The organism is Microbacterium sp. LWH7-1.2, assembly GCF_038397755.1.
Taxonomy (GTDB): Bacteria; Actinomycetota; Actinomycetes; order Actinomycetales; family Microbacteriaceae; genus Microbacterium.
In genome coordinates this window covers 2205223-2228183 of record NZ_CP151637.1, presented here as the reverse complement: position 1 = coordinate 2228183, position 22961 = coordinate 2205223, and the positions used below count along the sequence as shown (strand labels likewise).

Annotated in this window: 31 protein-coding genes; 29 read left to right on the top strand and 2 right to left on the bottom strand. The window is 68.8% G+C overall.

What is annotated here, in order from left to right:
• Nucleotides 1-12: 12 nt before the first annotated feature.
• From rplB to MRBLWH7_RS10390, 20 genes are all read left to right on the top strand, one after another.
• The gene (gene rplB / locus MRBLWH7_RS10485; protein ID WP_116194494.1) at nucleotides 13-852 is read left to right on the top strand and encodes a 50S ribosomal protein L2; all 840 of its coding nucleotides are present in this window, start codon (nucleotides 13-15) and stop codon (nucleotides 850-852) included.
• Between the two features lie 12 nt (nucleotides 853-864).
• A complete protein-coding gene (rpsS, locus tag MRBLWH7_RS10480; RefSeq protein WP_045275479.1) occupies nucleotides 865-1146 on the top strand; it encodes a 30S ribosomal protein S19 in 282 nt (93 codons plus the stop codon).
• 22 nt (nucleotides 1147-1168) lie between these two features.
• On the top strand, nucleotides 1169-1567 hold the full coding sequence (rplV, locus tag MRBLWH7_RS10475; protein ID WP_045301488.1) for a 50S ribosomal protein L22: 399 nt from the start codon (nucleotides 1169-1171) through the stop codon (nucleotides 1565-1567).
• A complete protein-coding gene (gene rpsC, locus MRBLWH7_RS10470; protein WP_045301490.1) occupies nucleotides 1567-2349 on the top strand; it encodes a 30S ribosomal protein S3 in 783 nt (260 codons plus the stop codon). Before rplV ends, rpsC begins: the two co-directional genes overlap by 1 nt.
• On the top strand, nucleotides 2349-2768 hold the full coding sequence (rplP, locus tag MRBLWH7_RS10465) for a 50S ribosomal protein L16 (RefSeq protein WP_018171451.1): 420 nt from the start codon (nucleotides 2349-2351) through the stop codon (nucleotides 2766-2768). Before rpsC ends, rplP begins: the two co-directional genes overlap by 1 nt.
• Nucleotides 2768-3082, top strand: coding sequence for a 50S ribosomal protein L29 (rpmC, locus tag MRBLWH7_RS10460; protein WP_109210485.1), 315 nt, complete (start codon nucleotides 2768-2770; stop codon nucleotides 3080-3082). Before rplP ends, rpmC begins: the two co-directional genes overlap by 1 nt.
• Nucleotides 3082-3414, top strand: coding sequence for a 30S ribosomal protein S17 (rpsQ, locus tag MRBLWH7_RS10455; protein WP_341994190.1), 333 nt, complete (start codon nucleotides 3082-3084; stop codon nucleotides 3412-3414). Before rpmC ends, rpsQ begins: the two co-directional genes overlap by 1 nt.
• Nucleotides 3411-3779 (top strand): 50S ribosomal protein L14, encoded by a 369-nt coding sequence (rplN, locus tag MRBLWH7_RS10450; protein ID WP_127818513.1) that lies wholly within the window; start codon nucleotides 3411-3413, stop codon nucleotides 3777-3779. Before rpsQ ends, rplN begins: the two co-directional genes overlap by 4 nt.
• A 4-nt stretch (nucleotides 3780-3783) precedes the next feature.
• Nucleotides 3784-4143, top strand: coding sequence for a 50S ribosomal protein L24 (rplX, locus tag MRBLWH7_RS10445; RefSeq protein ID WP_056371387.1), 360 nt, complete (start codon nucleotides 3784-3786; stop codon nucleotides 4141-4143).
• A 2-nt stretch (nucleotides 4144-4145) separates the two neighbouring features.
• Nucleotides 4146-4763: a 50S ribosomal protein L5 gene (gene rplE, locus MRBLWH7_RS10440; RefSeq protein WP_341994181.1), complete on the top strand. Its 618-nt coding sequence runs from the start codon at nucleotides 4146-4148 to the stop codon at nucleotides 4761-4763.
• A 134-nt stretch (nucleotides 4764-4897) separates the two neighbouring features.
• Nucleotides 4898-5296: a 30S ribosomal protein S8 gene (gene rpsH / locus MRBLWH7_RS10435; protein ID WP_045301501.1), complete on the top strand. Its 399-nt coding sequence runs from the start codon at nucleotides 4898-4900 to the stop codon at nucleotides 5294-5296.
• A 6-nt stretch (nucleotides 5297-5302) separates the two neighbouring features.
• Nucleotides 5303-5839: a 50S ribosomal protein L6 gene (gene rplF / locus MRBLWH7_RS10430; protein ID WP_342001850.1), complete on the top strand. Its 537-nt coding sequence runs from the start codon at nucleotides 5303-5305 to the stop codon at nucleotides 5837-5839.
• Between the two features lie 2 nt (nucleotides 5840-5841).
• A complete protein-coding gene (rplR, locus tag MRBLWH7_RS10425; protein WP_045301506.1) occupies nucleotides 5842-6201 on the top strand; it encodes a 50S ribosomal protein L18 in 360 nt (119 codons plus the stop codon).
• Complete coding sequence (gene rpsE / locus MRBLWH7_RS10420; RefSeq protein WP_342001846.1) at nucleotides 6198-6899, top strand: 30S ribosomal protein S5; 702 nt, start codon at nucleotides 6198-6200, stop codon at nucleotides 6897-6899. Before rplR ends, rpsE begins: the two co-directional genes overlap by 4 nt.
• Complete coding sequence (rpmD, locus tag MRBLWH7_RS10415; RefSeq protein WP_018171461.1) at nucleotides 6899-7084, top strand: 50S ribosomal protein L30; 186 nt, start codon at nucleotides 6899-6901, stop codon at nucleotides 7082-7084. The genes rpsE and rpmD overlap by 1 nt, the downstream gene beginning before the upstream one ends.
• A complete protein-coding gene (gene rplO / locus MRBLWH7_RS10410) occupies nucleotides 7084-7695 on the top strand; it encodes a 50S ribosomal protein L15 (protein WP_342001843.1) in 612 nt (203 codons plus the stop codon). Before rpmD ends, rplO begins: the two co-directional genes overlap by 1 nt.
• Nucleotides 7696-7794: 99 nt before the next feature.
• The gene (secY, locus tag MRBLWH7_RS10405) at nucleotides 7795-9117 is read left to right on the top strand and encodes a preprotein translocase subunit SecY (protein ID WP_342001841.1); all 1323 of its coding nucleotides are present in this window, start codon (nucleotides 7795-7797) and stop codon (nucleotides 9115-9117) included.
• Nucleotides 9114-9707: an adenylate kinase gene (locus MRBLWH7_RS10400; RefSeq protein ID WP_342001839.1), complete on the top strand. Its 594-nt coding sequence runs from the start codon at nucleotides 9114-9116 to the stop codon at nucleotides 9705-9707. Before secY ends, MRBLWH7_RS10400 begins: the two co-directional genes overlap by 4 nt.
• A 4-nt stretch (nucleotides 9708-9711) precedes the next feature.
• Complete coding sequence (gene map, locus MRBLWH7_RS10395) at nucleotides 9712-10569, top strand: type I methionyl aminopeptidase (RefSeq protein ID WP_342001837.1); 858 nt, start codon at nucleotides 9712-9714, stop codon at nucleotides 10567-10569.
• A gap of 10 nt (nucleotides 10570-10579) precedes the next feature.
• A complete protein-coding gene (locus MRBLWH7_RS10390; RefSeq protein ID WP_342001835.1) occupies nucleotides 10580-11278 on the top strand; it encodes a thioredoxin domain-containing protein in 699 nt (232 codons plus the stop codon).
• Nucleotides 11279-11441: 163 nt separating this feature from the next.
• On the opposite strand, the gene MRBLWH7_RS10385 is transcribed toward MRBLWH7_RS10390, so the two are convergent.
• Complete coding sequence (locus MRBLWH7_RS10385) at nucleotides 11442-12344, bottom strand: hypothetical protein (protein WP_342001833.1); 903 nt, start codon at nucleotides 12342-12344, stop codon at nucleotides 11442-11444.
• Nucleotides 12345-13039: 695 nt separating this feature from the next.
• Here MRBLWH7_RS10385 and infA point away from each other — a divergent pair.
• From infA to rplQ, 6 genes are all read left to right on the top strand, one after another.
• A complete protein-coding gene (gene infA / locus MRBLWH7_RS10380) occupies nucleotides 13040-13261 on the top strand; it encodes a translation initiation factor IF-1 (protein WP_018171468.1) in 222 nt (73 codons plus the stop codon).
• A 64-nt stretch (nucleotides 13262-13325) separates the two neighbouring features.
• Nucleotides 13326-13442 carry a 50S ribosomal protein L36 gene (gene rpmJ / locus MRBLWH7_RS10375; protein WP_005050492.1) on the top strand — a complete coding sequence of 39 codons (117 nt, stop codon included), beginning with the start codon at nucleotides 13326-13328 and terminating at the stop codon, nucleotides 13440-13442.
• Nucleotides 13443-13597: 155 nt separating this feature from the next.
• Nucleotides 13598-13972 (top strand): 30S ribosomal protein S13, encoded by a 375-nt coding sequence (gene rpsM / locus MRBLWH7_RS10370; RefSeq protein WP_342001828.1) that lies wholly within the window; start codon nucleotides 13598-13600, stop codon nucleotides 13970-13972.
• 33 nt (nucleotides 13973-14005) lie between these two features.
• Complete coding sequence (gene rpsK / locus MRBLWH7_RS10365) at nucleotides 14006-14404, top strand: 30S ribosomal protein S11 (protein WP_018171470.1); 399 nt, start codon at nucleotides 14006-14008, stop codon at nucleotides 14402-14404.
• A 148-nt stretch (nucleotides 14405-14552) separates the two neighbouring features.
• Nucleotides 14553-15542: a DNA-directed RNA polymerase subunit alpha gene (locus MRBLWH7_RS10360; RefSeq protein ID WP_342001825.1), complete on the top strand. Its 990-nt coding sequence runs from the start codon at nucleotides 14553-14555 to the stop codon at nucleotides 15540-15542.
• Between the two features lie 75 nt (nucleotides 15543-15617).
• Nucleotides 15618-16181, top strand: coding sequence for a 50S ribosomal protein L17 (gene rplQ, locus MRBLWH7_RS10355; protein WP_342001823.1), 564 nt, complete (start codon nucleotides 15618-15620; stop codon nucleotides 16179-16181).
• A 138-nt stretch (nucleotides 16182-16319) separates the two neighbouring features.
• Here the strand turns inward: rplQ and MRBLWH7_RS10350 are convergent, their stop codons facing one another.
• Entirely contained in the window at nucleotides 16320-18236 is a 1917-nt protein-coding gene (locus MRBLWH7_RS10350; protein ID WP_342001821.1) for an acyltransferase family protein, read from the bottom strand.
• Between the two features lie 212 nt (nucleotides 18237-18448).
• Between MRBLWH7_RS10350 and MRBLWH7_RS10345 the strand changes: the two genes are divergently transcribed.
• The 3 genes from MRBLWH7_RS10345 to truA are packed head-to-tail and all read left to right on the top strand — an operon-like array spanning nucleotide 18449 to nucleotide 22940.
• Nucleotides 18449-20614 (top strand): adenylate/guanylate cyclase domain-containing protein, encoded by a 2166-nt coding sequence (locus tag MRBLWH7_RS10345; RefSeq protein ID WP_342001819.1) that lies wholly within the window; start codon nucleotides 18449-18451, stop codon nucleotides 20612-20614.
• A 7-nt stretch (nucleotides 20615-20621) separates the two neighbouring features.
• A complete protein-coding gene (locus tag MRBLWH7_RS10340; protein WP_342001817.1) occupies nucleotides 20622-22055 on the top strand; it encodes a mechanosensitive ion channel domain-containing protein in 1434 nt (477 codons plus the stop codon).
• A gap of 24 nt (nucleotides 22056-22079) precedes the next feature.
• A complete protein-coding gene (truA, locus tag MRBLWH7_RS10335) occupies nucleotides 22080-22940 on the top strand; it encodes a tRNA pseudouridine(38-40) synthase TruA (RefSeq protein ID WP_342001815.1) in 861 nt (286 codons plus the stop codon).
• Nucleotides 22941-22961: the final 21 nt, after the last annotated feature.

Here is a 22961-nt window from a genome sequence, read left to right as displayed (position 1 = left end):
AGGACTAGAGATATGGCTATTCGCAAGTACAAGCCCACGACCCCGGGTCGCCGCGGCTCGTCGGTGGCCGACTTCGCCGAGATCACCCGATCGACGCCTGAGAAGTCGCTCCTCCGCCCGCTCAGCAAGACCGGTGGCCGCAACAACCAGGGCCGCATCACCACGCGTCACATCGGTGGTGGCCACAAGCGTCAGTACCGCGTCATCGACTTCCGTCGTAACGACAAGGACGGCATCAACGCCAAGGTCGCTCACATCGAGTACGACCCCAACCGCACCGCGCGCATCGCGCTCCTGCACTACTTCGACGGCGAGAAGCGCTACATCATCGCGCCGAACAAGCTGGCGCAGGGCGACATCGTCGAGTCGGGTCCGTCGGCCGACATCAAGCCGGGCAACAACCTGCCGCTGAAGAACATCCCCACCGGTACCGTGATCCACGCGATCGAGCTCCGCCCCGGCGGCGGCGCGAAGCTGGCCCGCTCGGCCGGCGCGTCGGTTCGCCTCGTGGCGAAGGACGGCCCCTACGCCCAGCTGCGTCTGCCCTCGGGCGAGATCCGCAACGTCGATGCGCGCTGCCGCGCGACCGTCGGCGAGGTCGGCAACGCCGAGCAGTCGAACATCAACTGGGGCAAGGCCGGCCGCAACCGCTGGAAGGGCATCCGCCCGACCGTCCGCGGTGTCGCCATGAACCCGGTCGACCACCCGCACGGTGGTGGTGAGGGTAAGACCTCCGGTGGTCGTCACCCGGTTTCGCCGTGGGGTCAGGCCGAAGGCCGCACCCGTCACGCGAACAAGGAAAGCGACAAGTACATCGTCCGTCGTCGCAACGCCGGCAAGAAGCGGAAGTAGGAGTAGAGGAAGATGCCTCGCAGCCTTAAGAAGGGCCCCTTCGTCGACGAGCACCTGCTTCGCAAGGTCGTCGTCCAGAACGAAGCCGGCACCAAGAACGTCATCAAGACCTGGTCGCGCCGTTCGATGATCATCCCGGCCATGCTGGGTCACACCATCGCCGTGCACGACGGACGCAAGCACATCCCCGTGTTCGTGTCCGAGACCATGGTCGGCCACAAGCTGGGCGAGTTCGCGCCCACCCGCACCTTCCGCGGCCACGTGAAGGACGACAAGAAGGGCCGCCGCCGCTGACGCGGGGGCAGAGGAGAGAGAAATGGTGGAGTCCATCGCACGCGTGCGACACATCCGCGTGACCCCTCAGAAGGCTCGTCGTGTCGTTGCGCTCATCAAGGGCAAGCAGGCTGAGGAGGCCCTGGCCATCCTCAAGTTCGCACCGCAGGGTGCGAGCGAGCCGATCTACAAGCTCGTCGCCGCCGCGATCGCGAACGCTCGCGTGAAGGCCGACAAGGACGGCGAGTACCTGGACGAGCAGGACCTGTACGTGAAGAACGCGTACGTCGACGAGGGCACGACGCTCAAGCGTTTCCAGCCCCGCGCGCAGGGTCGTGCCTTCCAGATCAAGAAGCGCACCAGCCACATCACCGTCGTGCTCTCGACCCCCGAGGTCGCGGAGACGGCGCCGGCTGCCAAGAGCAAGAAGGCGAGCAAGTAATGGGACAGAAGGTCCACCCGTACGGCTTCCGCCTCGGCATCACGACCGACCACGTGTCGCGTTGGTTCTCGGACTCGACGAAGCCCGGCCAGCGTTACGCCGACTACGTCGCCGAGGACATCCGCATCCGCAAGCTCCTGCAGACCCAGCTCGACCGGGCCGGCGTGAGCAACATCGAGATCGAGCGCACCCGTGACCGCGTTCGCGTCGACATCCACACCGCCCGTCCGGGCATCGTGATCGGTCGCCGCGGCGCCGAGGCCGAGCGCATCCGCGCCGACCTCGAGAAGCTCACCGGCAAGCAGATCCAGCTGAACATCCTCGAGGTCAAGAACCCCGAGGCCGACGCCCAGCTCGTCGCGCAGGGCATCGCCGAGCAGCTCACCGCTCGCGTGGCGTTCCGCCGCGCGATGCGCAAGGGCCTGCAGGGCGCTCAGCGCGCCGGCGCCAAGGGCGTCCGCATCCAGGTCTCCGGCCGCCTCGGCGGCGCCGAGATGAGCCGCTCGGAGTTCTACCGCGAGGGTCGTGTGCCGCTGCACACGCTGCGCGCGAACATCGACTACGGCTTCTACGAGGCGAAGACCACCTTCGGCCGCATCGGCGTGAAGGTCTGGATCTACAAGGGCGACCTCACCAACAAGGAGCTCGCTCGCGAGCAGGCCAACGCGCCGAAGTCGGACCGTCGTCGTGACGACCGTCGCGGCGGCCCGCGTGGCGACCGCGGCGAGCGTGGCGGCGACCGCCGCAACGAGGCCCCCGTGGCAGAAGGAGCGTCGGCGTAATGCTCATCCCCCGCAAGGTCAAGTACCGCAAGCAGCACCACCCCGGCCGCTCGGGCCAGGCCACCGGTGGCACCAAGGTGTCGTTCGGTGAGTTCGGCATCCAGGCCCTCACGCCCGCTTACGTGACGAACCGTCAGATCGAGTCCGCTCGTATCGCGATGACCCGTCACATCAAGCGTGGCGGCAAGGTGTGGATCAACATCTACCCCGACCGTCCGCTCACCAAGAAGCCGGCCGAGACCCGCATGGGTTCCGGTAAGGGTTCGCCCGAGTGGTGGGTCGCAAACGTCAAGCCGGGTCGCGTCCTCTTCGAGGTCGCCGGCGTCAACGAGGAACTCGCTCGTGAGGCCCTGACCCGTGCCATCCACAAGCTGCCTCTCAAGGCACGCATCATCAAGCGCGAGGAGGGCGACGCGTAATGGCGATCGGCACCAAGACGCTCGCTCCGAGCGAGCTCGACACGTTCGAAGACCAGCGCCTCGTCGAGGAGCTGCGCAAGGCCAAGGAAGAGCTGTTCAACCTGCGCTTCCAGTCGGCCACCGGCCAGCTCGAGAGCCACGGCCGCATCCGTGCGGTCAAGCGCGACATCGCGCGGCTCTACACCGTGATCCGTGAGCGCGAGCTCGGCATCCGTGCCACGCCCGCGCCGCTGGAGACCGCGACGAAGGCGAAGAAGACGAAGGCCAAGAAGTCGGATGAGGCTTCCGAGGCCGCGAAGGAAGAGGCCGAGTGATGGCTGACAAGAAGCAGACCGCCGAGGCGGTCGAGGCCAAGGGCCACGAGTCGTCCGAGCACGACGTCCGCGACGCCGACGCCCGCGGTTACCGCAAGGCCCGCCGTGGCTACGTCGTCAGCGACAAGATGGACAAGACCATCGTCGTCGAGGTCGAGGACCGCGTGAAGCACCCGCTCTACGGCAAGGTCATCCGCCGCACCTCCAAGGTGAAGGCGCACGACGAGACGAACTCCGCCGGCATCGGCGACCTCGTCCTCATCAACGAGACCCGCCCGCTCAGCGCCACCAAGCGCTGGCGTCTGGTCGAGATCCTGGAGAAGGCCAAGTGATTCAGAACGAGTCCCGCCTCAAGGTCGCCGACAACACGGGCGCCAAGGAGCTGCTCACCATCCGCGTGCTCGGTGGCTCGAACCGCCGTTACGCGGGCCTGGGTGACATCATCGTGGCCACCGTCAAGGACGCGATCCCGGGCGGCAACGTCAAGAAGGGCGACGTGGTCAAGGCCGTCGTCGTCCGCACCGTCAAGTCGACCCGTCGTCCCGACGGCTCGTACATCAAGTTCGACGAGAACGCCGCCGTCATCCTGAAGAACGACGGGGAGCCCCGCGGCACCCGCATCTTCGGACCGGTCGGTCGTGAGCTTCGCGACAAGAAGTTCATGAAGATCGTCTCTCTCGCACCGGAGGTGATCTGACCTCATGGCCAAGATCAAGAAGGGTGACCTGGTTCAGGTCATCACGGGCAAGAAGCAGGACAAGGGCGGCGACCGCGGCAAGCAGGGCAAGGTCCTCGAGATCCTCGCCGAGCAGAACCGCGTCATCGTCGAGGGCGTGAACTACGTCACGAAGCACAACCGTGTCGGTCAGTCGCAGCGCGGCACCAAGACGGGCGGCATCGAGACGATGGAAGCCCCCATCCACATCTCCAACGTCCAGGTCGTCGACCCCTCGACCAAGAAGCCGACCCGCGTCGGCCACCGTGTCGAGGAGCAGACCAAGGACGGCGTGAAGCGCACCGTCCGCGTGCGCTACGCGAAGAAGTCAGGCAAGGACCTCTGAACATGAGCACCGCTATTGACAGCGCGGCTGGCCCTGCGGCCGAAGGCTCGCTTTCGGCACGAGTCCAGCCCCGCCTGAAGCAGAAGTACAACGCCGAGATCAAGAAGGCGCTGCAGGACGAGTTCGGCTACGAGAACGTCATGCAGATCCCCGGCCTGGTCAAGGTCGTCGTGAACACCGGTGTCGGCGAGGCAGCTCGCGACAGCAAGGTGATCGATGGCGCGGTCGACGACCTCACCAAGATCACCGGTCAGAAGCCGGTCGTGACGAAGGCCCGCAAGTCCATCGCGCAGTTCAAGCTGCGCGAGGGCCAGGCCATCGGCGCGCACGTCACCCTCCGCGGCGACCGCGCGTGGGAGTTCGTCGACCGTCTCGTCAACCTGGCGCTGCCCCGCATCCGCGACTTCCGCGGCCTCTCGGGCGCCCAGTTCGACGGTCACGGCAACTACACCTTCGGTCTCCAGGAGCAGTCCGTGTTCCACGAGATCAACCAGGACAAGATCGACCGCGTCCGCGGCTTCGACATCACCATCGTGACGACGGCGAAGACGGACGCCGAGGGCCGCGCGCTCCTGCGCGCCCTGGGCTTCCCGTTCAAGTCGGACGACGCGCAGGCGTAATTCCTGAACGGATGCTGCGGCCCGGCGCACAAGGCCGGGCCGCAGCATCCGATCCCACAACTGAACATGGCAATCATGGAAGGTCGTCCGGCGTGTAACGCCTGCCGATACCTCGTGAACAAAGGAATCAAGAAATGACAATGACAGACCCGGTCGCAGACATGCTGACCCGTCTGCGCAACGCGAATTCGGCGCACCACGACTCCGTGTCGCTGCCGAGCTCCAAGCTCAAGACCCACATCGCCGAGATCCTCAAGCAGGAGGGTTACATCTCCGCGTGGGAGGTCAGCGACGCCCGCGTCGGCTCGACCCTCACCCTGACGCTGAAGTACGGCCCGAACCGCGAGCGGTCGATCGCCGGCATCAAGCGCGTCTCGAAGCCCGGCCTCCGCGTGTACGCGAAGTCGACCGAGATCCCTCGCGTCCTCGGCGGCCTCGGCGTCGCGATCCTGTCCACCTCCTCTGGCCTCCTCACGGACCGCCAGGCAGAGCAGAAGGGCGTGGGTGGGGAAGTCCTCGCCTACGTGTGGTGATCTGACATGTCGCGTATCGGTCGTCTTCCGATCGACATCCCCGCCGGCGTGACCGTTTCGGTCGAGGGCCAGGATGTCGCCGTCAAGGGCCCCAAGGGCGAGCTCACGCTCACCGTGGCCCGTCCCATCGAAGTCAAGGTCGAGGACAGCCAGGTCGTCGTGACCCGTCCCGACGACGAGCGCGCTTCGCGTTCGCTGCACGGCCTGACCCGCACGCTCATCAACAACAACATCATCGGTGTCACCCAGGGCTACACCAAGGGTCTCGAGGTCGTCGGCACGGGTTACCGCGTCGCGCAGAAGGGCACGGCGGTCGAGTTCGCTCTCGGCTTCTCGCACCCCGTCCTCGTCGAGGCGCCCGCGGGCATCACCCTGACCGTCGAGGGCAACAACAAGCTCACGGTCTCGGGCATCGACAAGCAGGCCGTCGGCGAGGCCGCGGCCAACATCCGCAAGATCCGCAAGCCCGAGCCGTACAAGGGCAAGGGTGTGCGCTACGCCGGCGAGGTCGTTCGGCGCAAGGCCGGAAAGGCTGGTAAGTAACCATGGCTGTGAAGTCGAAGTCCGACGCGCGCGCGCGTCGTCACGCCCGCCTTCGCAAGAAGGTCGTCGGCACCACCGAGCGTCCCCGCCTGGTCGTCACGCGTTCGTCGCGTCACGTGTTCGTGCAGCTCGTCGACGACAGCAAGGGCCACACCGTGGCCTCTGCCTCGACCCTCGAGACCGACCTGCGTGCGTCCGACGCTGACAAGACCGCCAAGGCCCGCAAGGTCGGCGAGCTTCTCGCCGAGCGCGCGAAGGCCGCCGGCGTCTCGGACGTCGTGTTCGACCGTGGCGGCAACCGCTACGCCGGCCGTGTCGCGGCGATCGCCGACGGCGCCCGCGAGGGAGGTCTGAACCTGTGAGTGACAACAAGGAGAACATCGTGACCGAGCAGGCTGCAGCCGAGGCTCCGGCCGACGCCGCCGCGACGGCTCCCGCCGAGCGCGAGCGCGAGCCGCGCCGCGGTGGGCGCGAGCGCAACCAGACCCGCGGTGACCGCGGTGGTCGCGATCGCAACGAGAGCCAGTTCCTCGAGCGTGTCGTCACCATCAACCGCGTGTCGAAGGTCGTCAAGGGTGGTCGTCGCTTCAGCTTCACCGCGCTCGTCGTCGTCGGCGACGGCAACGGTGTGGTCGGCGTCGGCTACGGCAAGGCCCGCGAGGTGCCCCTGGCGATCTCGAAGGGTGTCGAAGAGGCCAAGCGCAACTTCTTCCGCGTGCCGCGCGTCGGCTCGACCATCCCGCACCCCGTGCAGGGTGAGGCCGCTGCCGGTGTGGTGCTGCTGCGCCCCGCCGCCGCCGGTACCGGTGTCATCGCCGGTGGCCCGGTGCGCGCCGTCCTCGAGTGCGCCGGCATCCACGACGTGCTGTCGAAGTCGCTCGGCTCGTCGAACACGATCAACATCGTCCACGCGACGGTGGAGGCCCTGAAGCAGCTCGAGGAGCCCCGCGCGGTCGCCGCGCGTCGCGGTCTCGACTTCGACCAGGTCGCCCCCGCCCGTCTCGTCCGTGCCGAGGCCGAGGCGGCCGAGGCCGCCCGTGCTGCGAAGGCAGGTGTCTGATGGCTGCGCGCCTGAAGGTTACGCAGGTCAAGTCCAAGGTGAGCGAGAAGCAGAACCAGCGTGACACGCTGCGTTCGCTCGGTCTGAAGCGGATCGGCGACTCGGTCGTCCGTCCCGACGACGCGCAGACGCGCGGCTACGTCCGGACCGTCGCGCACCTCGTGAAGGTTGAGGAGATCGACTGATGGCTGAGAAGAACGACGCCGTCGAGGCCGAGAAGGCCCCGAAGAAGGCTGCTGCTCCCAAGGCTGCCGCCGAGAAGAAGGCGCCCGCCAAGGCTGCCGCCGCCAAGGCCGACAAGGCTGAGAAGGCGCCCGCCAAGAAGGCCGCCGCCAAGAAGGACGCCCCGGCTTCGCGCCCGGGCGTGCTCAAGGTGCACCACCTGCGTCCGGTCCCGGGCTCGAACCAGGCCAAGACCCGCGTGGGTCGCGGTGAGGGCTCCAAGGGCAAGACGGCGGGTCGCGGTACCAAGGGTACGAAGGCCCGCTACCAGGTCAAGGTCGGCTTCGAGGGTGGGCAGATGCCGCTGCACATGCGCACCCCGAAGCTCCGCGGCTTCAAGAACCCGTTCCGCGTGGAGTACCAGGTCGTGAACCTGGACAAGCTCGCGGAGCTGTACCCGGCCGGTGGCGACGTCACCATCGGCGACCTGGTCGCCAAGGGTGCAGTGCGCAAGAACGAGAAGGTCAAGGTGCTCGGCACCGGCGACATCTCGGTGAAGCTCAACGTGTCGGTCGACAAGGTCTCGGCTTCCGCCGAGCAGAAGATCGTCGCCGCGGGCGGCGCCGTCAAGTAATACGCGCACAGTGGGGGTCGGAGCTTGCTCCGGCCCCCACTGGGTTACCCTGGACGTCGGCACGTCTGCGTGCCGACGCCCCCCTCTGGAGGAATCCTCTTGTTCAGCGCCATCGCGCGGATCTTCCGCACTCCCGACCTTCGTCGGAAGATCGCATTCACCCTGGCGATCATCGCCCTGTACCGCTTCGGCGCGCACGTCCCTGCGCCGTTCGTCGACTTCCCGAACGTGCAGTCGTGTCTGCGGCAGTCCGCGGGCACCGAGGGCCTCCTCTCGCTGGTGAATCTCTTCTCCGGCGGCGCCCTGCTGCAGCTGTCGATCTTCGCCCTCGGCGTCATGCCGTACATCACGGCGACGATCATCGTGCAGCTGCTGCGCGTCGTCATCCCGCACTTCGAGACCCTCTACAAGGAGGGCCAGGCGGGCCAGGCCAAGCTCACGCAGTACACGCGCTACCTCACGATCGCGCTCGCGCTCCTGCAGTCGACGACCCTCGTCACCGTTGCGCGCAGCGGCCAGCTCTTCGGGACCACCGGTGTTCCCGAGTGCGAGAACCTCCTCACGAACGACGTGTGGTGGGCGCAGCTGCTCATGATCATCACGATGACCGCCGGCACGGGCCTCATCATGTGGTTCGCCGAGCTCGTCACCGAGCGGGGCATCGGCAACGGCATGTCGCTGCTGATCTTCACCTCGATCGCCGCCGCGTTCCCCGCCTCGATGTGGGCGATCTGGCAGTCCAAGGGCTTCGAGGTCTTCCTGCTCGTGCTCGCGGTCGGCATCGTCGTCGTCGCGCTCGTCGTCTTCGTCGAGCAGTCGCAGCGCCGCATCCCCGTGCAGTACGCCAAGCGCATGGTCGGCCGCCGCACCTACGGCGGCACGAACACCTACATCCCGATCAAGGTCAATATGGCCGGCGTCGTGCCCGTCATCTTCGCCTCGTCGCTGTTGTACATCCCGGCGCTCATCGCGCAGTTCAACCAGCCGCAGGCCGGCCAGGATGTCCCGGCCTGGGTGGCGTGGATCCAGCTCTACCTGGTGCGCGGCGACCACCCGCTGTACATGGCGCTGTACTTCCTCCTCATCGTCGGCTTCACGTACTTCTACGTCGCGATCACGTTCAACCCCGTCGAGGTCGCCGACAACATGAAGAAGTACGGCGGGTTCATCCCCGGCATCCGTGCGGGTCGTCCGACGGCGGAGTACCTGGACTACGTGCTCACGCGCATCACCCTCCCGGGCTCGATCTACCTCGGTCTGATCGCGCTCCTGCCGCTCATCGCCCTCGCGACGGTCGGCGCCAACCAGAACTTCCCGTTCGGCGGCGCCTCGATCCTGATCATCGTCGGCGTGGGTCTCGAGACGGTGAAGCAGATCGACGCGCAGCTCCAGCAGCGCCACTACGAAGGGCTCCTCCGATGACGCGACTTCTGATCGTCGGCCCCCAGGGTTCGGGCAAGGGAACGCAGGGCATCCGCATCGCCGAGGCGTTCGGCGTCCCGGCCATCTCGACGGGCGACGTGTTCCGCGCCGCCGTCGCGGACGAATCGGAGCTCGGCAGCCAGGTCAAGGCCATCATCGAGGCGGGCGACCTGGTCCCCGACGAGCTGACGAGTGCCGTCGTGCGCGAGCGCCTGTCGCAGCCGGACGCCGAGGGAGGGTTCCTGCTCGACGGCTACCCCCGCAACGTGGCCCAGGTCATGCACCTCGACGAGTTCCTCGAGGGACGCGACGAGGAGCTCGACGCCGTGATCCTGCTCGACGTGCCGCGCGAGGAGAGCATCTCGCGCATCGCGGGCCGTGCCGCCGAGCAGGGCCGCACCGATGACACCGAAGAGGTCATCGCGAACCGCCTGGCGATCTACGAGCGCGAGACCGCGCCGATCCTCGGCGTGTACGAGGCGCGCGATCTCGTCGTGAGCATCGACGGCGTGGGCACGCTCGACGAGATCACCGAGCGGATCGTGTCCGCGCTCGAGGCTCGCGGGCTCGTCCGCGTCCCCGTCGCCTGATCCCGTGTCGCTCCGCCGTTCGATCTACAAGTCGCCCGCCCAGCTGCGTGCGATGGTGGAGCCCGGGCTCATCACGGCCGCGGCGCTCGACGCGGCTCGCAGCCTGATCGCTCCGGGTGTGACGACGGCGGAGCTGGATGCCGCAGCATCCGCCCTCATCACCGGCCGGGGCGCGAAGTCCAACTTCCAGATGGTGCGCGGGTACCGCCACACCATCTGCGCCTCGGTCAACGAGGAGGTCGTGCACGGCATCCCCGGCGACCGGGTGCTCGCGCCCGGCGACATCCTGTCGGTCGATGCCGGCGCCGAGTACAAGGGCTGGAACGGGGACTCAGCGTTCACGTTCGTCCTGCCGGACGACAGCCGCCCCGAGGTCGTCGCTGCGCGGCAGCACCTCTCGGACGTGACCGAGGGGTCGCTGTGGGCCGGCATCGCCGCGCTCGCGACCGCGAAGCACATCGGCGAGGTCGGCACGGCTATCGAGGAGTACATCGAAGCCAACTCGCCGCGCTCTTCGGACGGAACTGCCGGAACCTACGGCATCCTTCGCGAGTACGTCGGTCACGGCATCGGCCGCAAGATGCACGAGTCGCCGTCGGTGTTCAACTACCGTGTCGCCGACCCGGGACCGGAGGTGCGTCCGGGTCTCGTGCTCGCCATCGAGCCCATGGTCGTGATCGGCGACCAGGCCACGTTCGTCGAGGACGACGGATGGACGGTCTCCACGATCGACGGCACCGCCGGCTCCCACTGGGAGCACAGCGTCGCCGTTCACGAAGACGGAATCTGGGTGCTCACGGCACCCGACGGCGGTGCCGCGGGTCTTGCGCCCTTCGGCGTGACCCCGCGCGAGATCGCCTAGGAGGCTCGACATGGCACAGCCGGCACGCAAGACCAACTGGTTCGCGATCTGGGTGACCGTGGGCGTCGTAGTGGCGCTCGTGCTCGTCACCGTTCTCGTCATCACCCTGAACAACGCGGCGACGCCCAAGCCGCTGCCGACCGAGGTGAACACGCCGACGTCGGCGGGGATCGACGCGGAGACCGGCGCCATCCTCGTCGGAGACGGTCCCGACCGCCTCGACACCTACATCGACTTCATGTGCCCCGTGTGCAACCAGTTCGAGCAGATCTACGGCGCCGAGATCGAGAGCATGGTGAACGACGGCAGCATCACGCTCGGCATCCACCCGATCTCGATCCTCGACAGCCAGTCGAACGGCACCCAGTTCTCGACGCGTGCGGCGAATGCCGCCTACTGCGTCGCGGCGGCGGACCCCGACGCGTCGCTGCCCTTCCTGCAGGCGATGTTCGAGAATCAGCCCGCCGAGAAGTCGAACGGCCTCACGAACAGCGAGATCCTCGAGATCGCGTCCGGCGTCGGTGTCACCGGCATCGACTCGTGCGTCAACGACGGCACGTACGCCGGCTTCGTCGCCGAGAAGACGGAGGCGACCCCGATCCAGCCCGGGTCCTCGGGCATCGGCACCCCGACCATCGCGGTCAACGGCCAGGTCATCGCGAACTCGCAGTTGCCCCCGGCGGGCTCCCTCGCCACGCTCTTCGAGTAAGCCTTCTGGGAGCGGATGCCGCGCCCCGCGGCATCCGTTCCGTCCAGCACTTCCGCGCCCTGCGCGCCGCCCGCGCCCTGCGCCGCCCCGCCACGCGGTGCGCCCGGTCTCGTCTCCGCGAGAAACCGGACTCACGTCGGGAAACCACGCGGCGCGTGGTTTCTCATCGCGAACGAGGTTTGTCGCCCGCGATGCTCGATCCCGGCGAGAGCGAGCGCGGGTTCTTCACCGACAACAGGATCGGATTGGGCGCGCCGACGCGCGGCACTCCGAGCCTTTCGAGGCGCCTGACCAGCGGGGCGACGGCCTCGGCCGTCTTCATGTCCCAGCGGTCGAACGCCGCGCACTGCCGTCGGAGTCGCTCTTCGCGCTTCTTCTCAGCGATCACCCGCCGGACGGCCTCCTCGGCGGTCTCGGTGACGTACTTCCCGTACCCGTCGGATTCGCCGATGGCCCGCACGCTCGGCCACGCGAAGTCCACGCGGTCCTCACGGCCCTCGGAACGGAAGACGCGCTGCAACTCGGGCGTCTCGAAGCCCGCCCACAAGATCACGCCCCGGCTCACCGACTCTCCGGGCGACTCGGCGCGCGCGTCGATGGCGGGCAGGAGGAGCCTCAGTCGCGCGATGCCGCGCCTGGTTCGCTGCGAATCCGCGAGCCTTCCGAGTTCGAGTGCGTCGGTCGTCCCGCCTTGCACCAGCGAGACCGCGGCATCGCCGACCGCGAGCCCGTAGAGCGGGGGCAGCATGCGCATGAGATCGACGGCCGTGGCGGCGACCGACGTCAACCGGGTTCCGCCGACCTCGACGGTCTCTCGCGCATCGGCGCTCGTGTGGACACAGACGTCGGAGAACCGCCGAGAGGCGCGGCGCTCGGCGGAGAACACGTGGATGTCACGGGGCTCGCCGAAGATGGGCAGGCCGAGCAGCACCGCCGCCGACTCGTAGGCGAAGACGGCGCGAGGGCAGATCAGGGCGTAGGCGTGAACCCGAGTGAGATATCTCTCCCACGGGGCGAGGTCTTTCCAGGCGTCGCGGAACGTGTAGACGCCCGGGCGGACTCGCACATACCGCCTCCGATCCCTGACGTCGCGCCCGCCGAACACTGAGTCGCGTGCCCGGAGAAGCTCGACCGGCGCAGCTGCCAGCGCCTGCCCGAGAAGAGGAGATGCCATGCCTCAGGCTGTGCCGCCAGCATCCTTCGCCTTCGGAGGTGTGCGGGATCTGTGGAGGGCTCCCGCGCAACTCATCCGGGGGAGGAGGCTCACGTGCCCGTGAACGGCGGATCGTCCAGCGCCGCGCGCCGCGCGCCCGCGGTGCGAGAAACCTGGATCGGGACCGGAAATCGCTCGGCGGCGGGTTTCTGCGACGGATCGAGGTTTCTCGCCGGCCGGCAGCCCCGGTCCGGCTCTCAACCCTCCGTCATGCCCCGCTCCTTGCGTCCTGCCCCGCTTCACGTGCTTCTTGCGCACCTGACGCGCCCCGGCGGCGTCGACCCGCCCGAGGAAACCGCAATTCGTCGGAGAAACCGCTCGCAGGACGGTTTGCCCATGCGATTGTGGTTTCTCGCCCATCCGCACGCCGAGGAACCGGGGCCGCGCGCCTTTCCTGAGCGCGCGCCGTGACTGGAGCGGAGTCATTTGCCGAGGCATCCACTATCACGTATGCTTGATCTTTGGTGCGTTGCGCCTGTATTGGCGTGTCATCGCACCGAATCCCATCCACCGCAGATCGACCGGTCTGCACAACTGTTAGCGAGCGTATGGCGAAGAAAGACGGTGTCATCGAGATCGAGGGCGTCGTGTCCGAGGCGCTGCCCAACGCGATGTTCCGCGTTGAGCTCAGCAACGGCCACAAGGTCCTCGCGACGATCTCCGGCAAGATGCGGCAGAACTACATCCGCATCATTCCCGAGGACCGTGTCGTCGTGGAGCTGTCGCCCTACGACCTCACCCGCGGGCGCATCGTCTATCGCTACCGCTAGGCCGGCCGAGAAGTAACACCCCACGCTCCGGCGTGCCCGGTGAAGACAGCGAAGAGAAGAAATAATGAAGGTCAACCCCTCCGTCAAGCCCATCTGCGACCACTGCAAGGTCATCCGTCGCCACGGTCGCGTCATGGTGATCTGCAAGAGCAACCCGCGTCACAAGCAGCGCCAGGGCTGAGAAGGCTTGCCGGATGCCGCGGCTCGCGGCATCCGGAATCCCACAACTGAATACGACTACAGGCAGCGTCAGAACCTCTCCGGAGGGGACACCTCGGGCTGGGGGCCCGGGCACCGACACTGCTCCACACCTCCACCAACTCTCAGGAGAACCGCATGGCACGTCTTGCCGGCGTTGACATCCCGCGCGACAAGCGCGTGGTGATCGCCCTCACGTACATCTACGGCGTTGGCCGTACCCGCTCGAACGAGATCCTCAAGGCGACGGGGATCGACGAGAACATCCGCGTCAAGGACCTCAGCGACGACCAGCTCATCGCCCTCCGCGACCACATCGAAGGCAACTACAAGGTCGAGGGTGATCTCCGCCGCGAGGTCGCCGCCGACATCCGCCGCAAGGTCGAGATCGGCTCGTACGAGGGCCTGCGTCACCGCCGCGGCCTCCCGGTGCGCGGTCAGCGCACGAAGACGAACGCGCGTACCCGCAAGGGTCCGAAGCGCACCGTCGCCGGCAAGAAGAAGGCGCGCTAAGGCGCGGCCCCCAGGGTTTAGGAGAGCAGAGCAATGGCACAGGCCAAGTCCGCCGCGCGCAAGCCGCGCCGCAAGGAGAAGAAGAACATCGCGCTGGGCCAGGCCCACATCAAGTCGACGTTCAACAACACGATCGTCTCGATCACCGACCCGTCGGGCGCCGTCATCAGCTGGGCGTCGTCGGGTGGCGTGGGCTTCAAGGGCTCGCGCAAGTCGACGCCGTACGCCGCCGGCATGGCCGCGGAGTCCGCTGCCCGCCAGGCGCAGGAGCACGGCGTCAAGAAGGTCGACGTCTTCGTCAAGGGCCCGGGCTCGGGCCGCGAGACCGCGATCCGCTCGCTGACGGCCGCCGGCCTCGAGGTCGGCTCGATCCAGGACGTGACGCCGCAGGCCCACAACGGCTGCCGTCCGCCCAAGCGCCGCCGCGTCTGACATCCCGGAGCCGGGGCACCCCCTCGTGGGTGCCCCGGCTACCGCACGCTTCACGGATGCCTCGTTCCCGAGGCATCCCCGAGAAAAATTCAACACCTCACCCACCGCACGTGTCATATAGCGGGCACGTGATCGAAAGGAACACATAGTGCTCATCGCACAGCGTCCCACTCTGACCGAGGAGAAGGTCGGGGAGTTCCGCAGCCGCTTCATCATCGAGCCGCTGGAGCCCGGCTTCGGTTACACGATCGGCAACGCGCTGCGTCGCAGCCTCCTGTCGTCGATCCCCGGCGCCGCAGTGACGTCGATCCGCATCGACGGCGTCCTCCACGAGTTCAGCACCATCCCGGGTGTGAAGGAGGATGTCACCGAGATCATCCTCAACATCAAGCAGCTGGTCGTCTCCAGCGAGCGCGACGAGCCCATCACCGCGTACCTGCGCAAGACCGGCGCCGGTGAGGTCACCGCCGCTGACATCTCCGCTCCCGCGGGCGTCGAGGTGCACAACCCCGAGCTCGTCATCGCGACGCTCAACGACACGGCCAAGTTCGAGCTCGAGCTCACGATCGAGCGCGGTCGCGGCTACGTGTCGGCGACCCAGAACCGCAACGAGTACGCCGAGGCCGGTCAGATCCCTATCGACTCGATCTACTCGCCGGTCCTGAAGGTGTCGTACCGCGTCGAGGCCACCCGTGCCGGTGAGCGCACCGACTTCGACAAGCTGGTGCTGGACGTCGAGACCAAGTCGTCGATCGCCCCGCGTGACGCCGTCGCGTCGGCCGGTCGCACCCTGACGGAGCTCTTCGGCCTGGCCCGTGAGCTCAACGTCGAGGCCGAGGGCATCGAGATCGGCCCGGCGCCGGTCGAGACCGTCCTCTCGAACGAGCTGTCGATGCCGATCGAGGACCTCGACCTGTCGGTGCGTTCGTACAACTGCCTCAAGCGCGAGGGCATCAACACCGTGTCGGAGCTCGTCGCCCTCTCGGAGACGCAGCTCATGAACATCCGCAACTTCGGTCAGAAGTCGGTCGACGAGGTGCGCGACAAGCTCGTCTCGCTCGGCCTGTCGCTGAAGGACTCGGTCCCCGGGTTCGACGGCGCGCACTTCTACGGCGGCTACGACGACGAGACCGTCTGAGCCGATTGGTTCCGGATGCGAGCTAATCGCGGCATCCCTCCCCCCGACCGACTTTTCACACTGGAGTAACTGAGAATGCCCAAGCCCACCAAGGGTCCCCGCCTCGGAGGCGGCCCCGCCCACGAGCGTCTGCTGCTTGCGAACCTGGCCGCCGCGCTGTTCACCCACAAGTCGATCAAGACGACCGAGACCAAGGCCAAGCGCCTGCGTCCGCTCGCCGAGCGTCTCATCACGTTCGCGAAGCGCGGCGACCTGCACGCGCGTCGTCGCGTGCTCTCGGTCATCGGTGACAAGGAAGTCGTGCACGTCCTGTTCACCGAGATCGCTCCGCTGGTCGCGGACCGTGACGGCGGCTACACCCGCATCACCAAGGTCGGCAACCGCAAGGGCGACAACGCGCCCATGGCCGTCATCGAGCTCGTCCTCGAGCCCGTGACGAAGAAGCCGTCGGCCAAGAAGGCTGCTGCCGCGAAGGCTGCTCCCGCCGAGGAGGCTCCCGCCGAGGAGACCGACGCCTCGGAGACCCCCGCCACCGACGAGGCCGCCGAGGCCGGCGCCGAGTCGCAGGAGGAGGGCGCCGCCGCCGAGGCTGCCGCCGAGGAGGCCGTCGAGGCTCCTGCCGAGGAGAAGTCCGCGTAACGCGGATCCCGCCGGGCGCAGCAGCCCGGCACTCCTTGCACCGCGAGACCCGCCACCCACTGGGTGGCGGGTCTCGCTGCGTGCGGGGGATCGGAGAGGTGGCGGATGTGGCCCGCCGAGGCGTGCGGCGCCCGTGCGCTACGGCGTGAGGTCGGCGCTGAGGATCTCGGCGAGGCGGTCGGCGCGGTCGGCGGCGTACTCGCGGCGCTCTTCGGCCAGCTCATCCACCGCCGCTGCGACGGTGTCGGCGAAGATGCGCCCGCCCTCCGCCCCGGGGTGGATCTTGTCTCCGGCGAGCAGGTCCTCGTGGGGCGCGATGGCACCCGACCAGTCGGCGACGATGACGTTGCGGTGGTCCTCGGCGAACGCGGCGAGCTCGGCGTTCACGCCGGGGATCCAGTCGCGCGGCGCGTAGGCGTTCACCAGCACGAGGTTGCGCTTCGGGCCCACGGTGTCGGCGAGGTGCTCGAGCGTCGAGGGGTCGACCGCGCCGTTCGTGCCGAGGGCGACCACGACGTAGGGGCGCAGGCGGCCCGTGGCGTCGAGCTCGTCGACGATCTCGGGCCCGGCCCACATCGAGCGCGACACCTCGGCGTCGACCTCGATGCCCGGCAGGCGTTCCACGAGGCCACCGGCCGACGCCAGCATGACGGAGTCGCCCACGGCGCTGATCTGGTCGCCGGTGACGTCGGCGGGCGCGGGGGATGCAGCATCCGTCGCCGAAGGAGTCGGGGCGATCGGTGCGGGAGCCTCGCGCAGCGCCTTCTCGAGCGCGGCGCGACCCGCCTCGACGGCGGCCTCGGCGCTGGTCTCGTCGGGGGAGACCGCGATCGCGGCGCCGGCGCCTGCGAGCACGAGAGCCCCGCTGAGCGCGACACCGAGCGCCCGCAGGCGGGCACGGGGCCCGCCCCGCAGCCGTGCGGCGAGCAGGCGCACGGAGGCGCGGAATCCGTGACGGCGCACCGGGGTCTCGATCAAGCGGAACGACAGAGCGGATGCTGCGGCCGTCGCCGCGAGCACGCCCAGGCCGATCCACATCGGCGCTGTGGCGACGGTCGATTCCGGCGCGAACGCCGCGACAGCGAGCATGAGCAGCGGCCAGTGCCACAGGTAGATGCCGTAGGAGCGGTCGCCGATCCAGCGCATCGGTCGCACGTCGATCGCCGGCCCGAACCAGGAGCCCGGCCACACGCCCGCGACGATCGCGACAGCGCTGAGCACGCTGGCGCCCAGGAGCGCGCCGGGGAACGTGACGGCCGAGCTGCTCTGCGGCGCTATGGCGAGCAGGACGAGGCCCGAGAGGGCGAGCACACCGGCCGCCCCGGTCAGCTTCCGCGCCGCCCTCGAGTGCGCCCATCGCGGGCCGCCTGCTCTCAGCACCGGCGTCAGCAGGAACGCGAGGCCGACGCCGAGCAGCAGCCCGAACGCGTGGGTGTCGGTGCCGAAGTAGGCGCGCGTGACGTCGCCGCCGCCCGAGACGGTGAGGCCCATCCAGACGCCCGATGCGGCCGCGAGGGCGAAGGCGGCCGTCGTGCGGGCCCACGTCCACGGCAGCAGCAGGAACATCGGGAAGAGGAGCGGCCAGAGCAGGTAGAACTGCTCTTCGACCGCGAGCGACCAGAAGTTGCGGAACAGCTCGGGTGTCGCCGCGGCGAAGTACCCGCCGCCGCCTGCGACCGACACCCAGTTGTAACTGAAGGTCGCGGCGCCCAGCACCTGCGCGTCCAGGTCGACGAGCACGTCGCCGCCGACGACCCACGCGAGCGCCGAGCACACCACCACCACGACGGCGAGCGCCGGCAGCAGGCGTCTCGCACGCCGTTGCCAGAAGCGGCCGAGGGCGACTCGTCCGGTGGGGATCCGCTCGCGCAGCAGCAGGCTCGTGATGAGGAAGCCGCTGATCACGAAGAACACGTCGACCCCGACGAAGCCGCCCGGCAGCAGCCCTGGCGGGAACAGGTGGTAGACGACCACGAGCAGGACCGCGATCGCCCGCATGCCGTCCAGCCCGGCGAAGCGGGCGGGCGGGGCGGTGGCGGGCGCAGTCGACGTCATGGGTTCTCGCGAACGAAGGTGGGGGGAGACGGCAATTGTACGTGGCGTCCCTGGGCGTATCACGGCGCGCGGTCGCGCCTCTATGCCAGAGGCAGGCCGGGCGCTACTCTTGCCCCAACCTCGGCGGGCCGGGGTGTTTGGGGATGCTTCCAGCGCCGCTGCACGTGATCGAACGGCGGCGTACGAGGGGAGAGAGCGTGTCCGGATCGGAGATGCCCGGGGAGACACCCGCGCATTGGGTGGGCACGCCACGCGTCCGCACGCGTGCGGGACTGTCGATCTATTCGATCCTGCTCATCATGCTGCTGTCGGTGAGCGTGCTCTCGAGCATCGTCGTCGGCATCATCGGGTACGTCAACGGCACCGAGGCGCTGCGTGCGATCGCGTACGAGAAGCTCGTCGAGATCCGCGAGAACCGCGCCCGCGAGGTGTCGCAGCTGTTCCGCTCGATCGAGAACTCGGTGAGGCTGTCGGCGCTCAACGACACGAGCAAGGCCGCTGTGCGCGCCTTCACCGAGGGTTTCGACGAGCTGAACGCGCAGGAGACGGATGCCGCAGCATCCGCCGCCGTCGACTCGTACTATCGCGACACGTTCGCCGCCGATCTCGAGGAGGCGACCGGGGAAGACGTCGACGGCTCGGCGTTCGCCCCACGAGGGGCGGCCGAGACCTACCTGCAGCACCACTACGTGATCCCGTACGACTCGTGGGAGGACGCGATCGTCACAGAGGACGCGGGCGACGGCAGTGCGTGGTCGGCGGCGCACGCGAAGTACCACGACTACTACCGCACGATGACCCAGTTGCAGGAGTACGAGGACGTGCTCATGCTCGACACCGAGGGCAACGTCGTCTACACCGCCTACAAAGGGGTCGATCTCGGCACGAACCTCTTCGACGGGCCCTACCGGCTGTCGAACCTCGCCGTCGCGTACCGCGAGGCGATGGACCGCAACATCGTCGGCGACGTCGTGCTCGCCGACTTCGCGTCGTACGGGCCGAGCCTCGGCGCCCCGGCGGGCTGGGCCGTGGTGCCGATCGCCGACGATGGCGAGGTGCTCGGCGCGCTCGCGATCGAGCTGCCGATCGAGCGCATCGACGACGTCATGACGGTCGCGGGCGAGTGGGAGCTCAACGGCCTCGGCGCGACGGGCGAGACGTACCTCGTGGGCGCCGACGGCACGATGCGGTCGGTTTCGCGCGCCCTGCTCGCCGACGCGGAGGCATACGAGACGGATGCTGTGGCCGCAGGCCTTCCGCCCGCCGCAGCCGCGCTCGCCGTGAGCAACGGGAACACGCTGCTCAACCAGACGATCGCGGGCACCGCCGTGACCCGGGCCTTGGCCGGCGACTCGGGCACGCTGCTGGAGAGCGACTATCTGGGGCGCCCGAGCCTGACCGCGTACGCTCCGCTCGAGGTCGACGGCCTGGACTGGGTGATCGTCGCGCAGGAGACCGAGCACGAGGCGATGGTCCCCGTCGAGGACTTCACGCGCAACCTCATCCTGTCGACGGCGGCCATGATCATCTTCGTCTGCGTGCTCTCGCTGGTGCTCGCGCAGGTGTTCGTGCGGCCGCTGCGCCGCCTCAAGACCGCCGCCCAGCGCATCGCCGGGGGCGACGAGGGCGTGCAGGTCGACGCCGGCTCGAGCGACGAGCTCGCCGACGTCGCGAACGCGTTCAACGACATGAGCCGCAGCCTGCAGGTCAAGTCGCACCTGATCGCCCAGCAGGAGAAGGCCAACGAGGACCTCATCCTCTCCTTCATGCCGGAGGGCATGGCGAGCCGCTACAAACTCGGCGACGAGGCGATCACGCAGGACAGCGACGATGTCACGGTGGTCTTCGCCGACATCGTGGGCTTCGAGGCGTTGGCGCTGTCGATGTCGTCCGACGACGCGATCGCGCGCCTCAACGACCTCATCCGCGCGTTCGACGAGGCCGCGGAGCGGCACGGCGTCGAGCGGGTGCGCACCACTCGGCAGAGCTACCTCGCCAGCTGCGGGCTGGCGACACCGCGCGTCGACAACGCACGCCGCGCCGTCGAGTTCGCGCTCGAGCTCGACACCATCCTCGAGCGCTACTCCACCCAGCAGGGTGTCTCCCTGTCGCTGCGAGCGGGTCTCGACTCCGGCAAGGTGACGAGCGGACTCATCGGCCGGGCGCGGGTCGTGTACGACATGTGGGGGGATGCCGTGAATCTCGCATTCCGCGTCCAGGGCGACTCGGACGAACCCGGCATCTACATCACGCAGCGCGTGGCGGAGCGGCTGCCCGATTCGATCACCGTGCTGCCCGCCGGCGAGATCGAGACGCAGTCGGGCGGCCAGCGCGTCTGGAAGGTCGAGTCCCCGAGCGTCGTCGTGGCGGAGGGGTGAGGCATCCGTGGCCGATATCGTCTCGCAGCCGTGGTTCTGGCCCGCCGTCGTCGTCTCGGTGGGGCTGCCGCTCGCGCTCATCGGACTGACGGAGTTCCACAACGCGCTCGCCCGCCGCGGCAGCCGCGCGGCGCCGATCGTGCTGATGGTGCGCAACTACCTCGTGCCGGTCGCCGGCATCCTGGTGCTGCTCAGCCAGCCGGGCGCGTGGGAGGGGTCCGGCACGTGGCCGAAGGTCGTGTGGACGATCTTCGGGCTGCTCGTGATCGTCGTCACGATCAACGCCGTCAACCACCTGGTCTTCCACCGCGCGGAGAAGGGATCGTGGCGCGACCGGTTCCCGACGATCTTCAGCGACCTCATCCGGTTCGTCTTCATCATCCTCGGCATCGCGGCGGTGTTCTGGTGGGTGTGGGATGCCGACGTCGCCGGCGTGTTCGCCGCACTCGGCATCACGTCGATCGTGGTCGGGCTCGCCCTGCAGAACGCGGTCGGGTCGATCGTGTCGGGCCTCTTCCTGGTGTTCGAGGCGCCGTTCGAACTCGGGGACTGGATCGAGACCGGCGGCACACGCGGGCAGATCGTCGAGGTCAACTGGCGCGCGGTGCACCTCGAGACCGGCAACGGCACGGTCATCATCCCCACCGCGGAACTCGCCGGCGGCTCCTTCGTCAACCTCTCGCGCAATCCGGAGCCGTACGCCGCGACCCTCGAGGTGGAGTTCGGCACCGACGACCCGCCGGGCCGCGTGCGGGAGCTGCTCGTGGCGGTGGCCCGCGACATCCCGCTGCTGTCGCCGGATCTCGAACCCTCGGCGGTGACCGTGGGCGGTTCGCGGTACGAGGTGGCGATCCCACTGCGCACCCCCGGCGATCGCGCCGACGCCCTCGATGCCTTCGCGACCCGCATCTGGTACGCCGCGCGCCGCGCCGACCTGCACCTCGACGGCGACCTCACCGACGACTGGCGAACACCCGCGCGGCTGCAGGACGCGCTGCGGCAGATCGCGCCGTCGCTGAGCCTGGCGCCCCGCGAGGCGGAGTCGCTCGCCGCTCACGCGCGGCTGGAGCGGTACTGCGCGGGGGAGTCGCTGCTGCGGCCCGGCATCGTTCCCGTGGAGACCCGCTTCATCCTCGCCGGCTCGGTCGTGCTGGGCATCCCGACCGAGGACGAGGGTTTCGTGCAGGTGGGGGTGCTGACGGCGGGCGACGCCGTCGGTCTCACCGCCCTCTCCCGCACGCCGACGATCTCGCGGGCGCTGGCGACGAGCGAGGTCGACGTCGTGGTCGTGCCCGTCTCCGCACTCGACGACATCGTGCGCGCGCATCCCGTGGTCGCGCGCGAGATCGTCCGCGAGAGCGAGAACCGCCTCCGCCAGGCCGCTGCCGCGCTCGCCGCGGTCGGCGAGACCCTGCCCCGCGGCCGCTTCGTCGTCGGCTGACGGCGCGTCGGTAGGCTGGAGTCCGTGCGGATCCGCCTCGACATCGCCTACGACGGCACGCATTTCCGGGGGTGGGCCCGCCAGCCCGGACTTCGCACGGTCCAAGAGACGCTCGAAACCTCGCTCGCGCGCGTGCTCGGCGGTGACCCGCGGCTCGTGGTGGCCGGGCGCACCGACGCGGGCGTGCACGCCACTGGCCAGGTGGCGCACGTCGACCTCGACGAGAGCCAGCAGCAGCGCATGCTGGCGCGGCACGCGCGCCCGGCCGACAGCATCCCCACCGCCGAAGGCCGGGCCACGGCGCTCGCCGCGCGCATGACGGGGGTGGTGGGCGCCTACTCCGACGTCGCCGTCACGGGCTCGCGCATCGCGCCCGAAGGCTTCGACGCGCGCTTCTCGGCGGTGTGGCGCCGCTACGAGTACCGCATCGGCGACACCGTCACCGGGTACGACCCGCTCGAGCGCCATCGCACAACCTCGGTGCGCGCGGTTCTCGATGCGGAGGCGATGGATGCTGCGGCCCGCGCCCTCATCGGACTCCACGACTTCGCCGCCTACTGCAAACCGCGTGAAGAGGCCACGACGATCCGCACACTGCTCGAGTTCGACTGGCACCGCGACGCCGCGGGCGTGCTCGTCGCGAACGTCAAGGCCGACGCGTTCTGCCACAGCATGGTGCGGGCGCTCGTCGGGGCCTGCGTCGCCGTCGGCGAGGGCAGGCTCGACGTGGAGGACGTCGTCGACATCCGCGACGCGCAGGAGCGCGTGCCCGAGGTGAAGGTGCTCTCGGCGCGCGGGCTCACCCTCACCGAGGTCGGCTACCCCGCCGATGACCTGCTCGCCCAGCGCGCCGAGCAGACCCGCGCGCGGCGCGACCGCGAGTGACATCGCCCGGCTAGACTGACC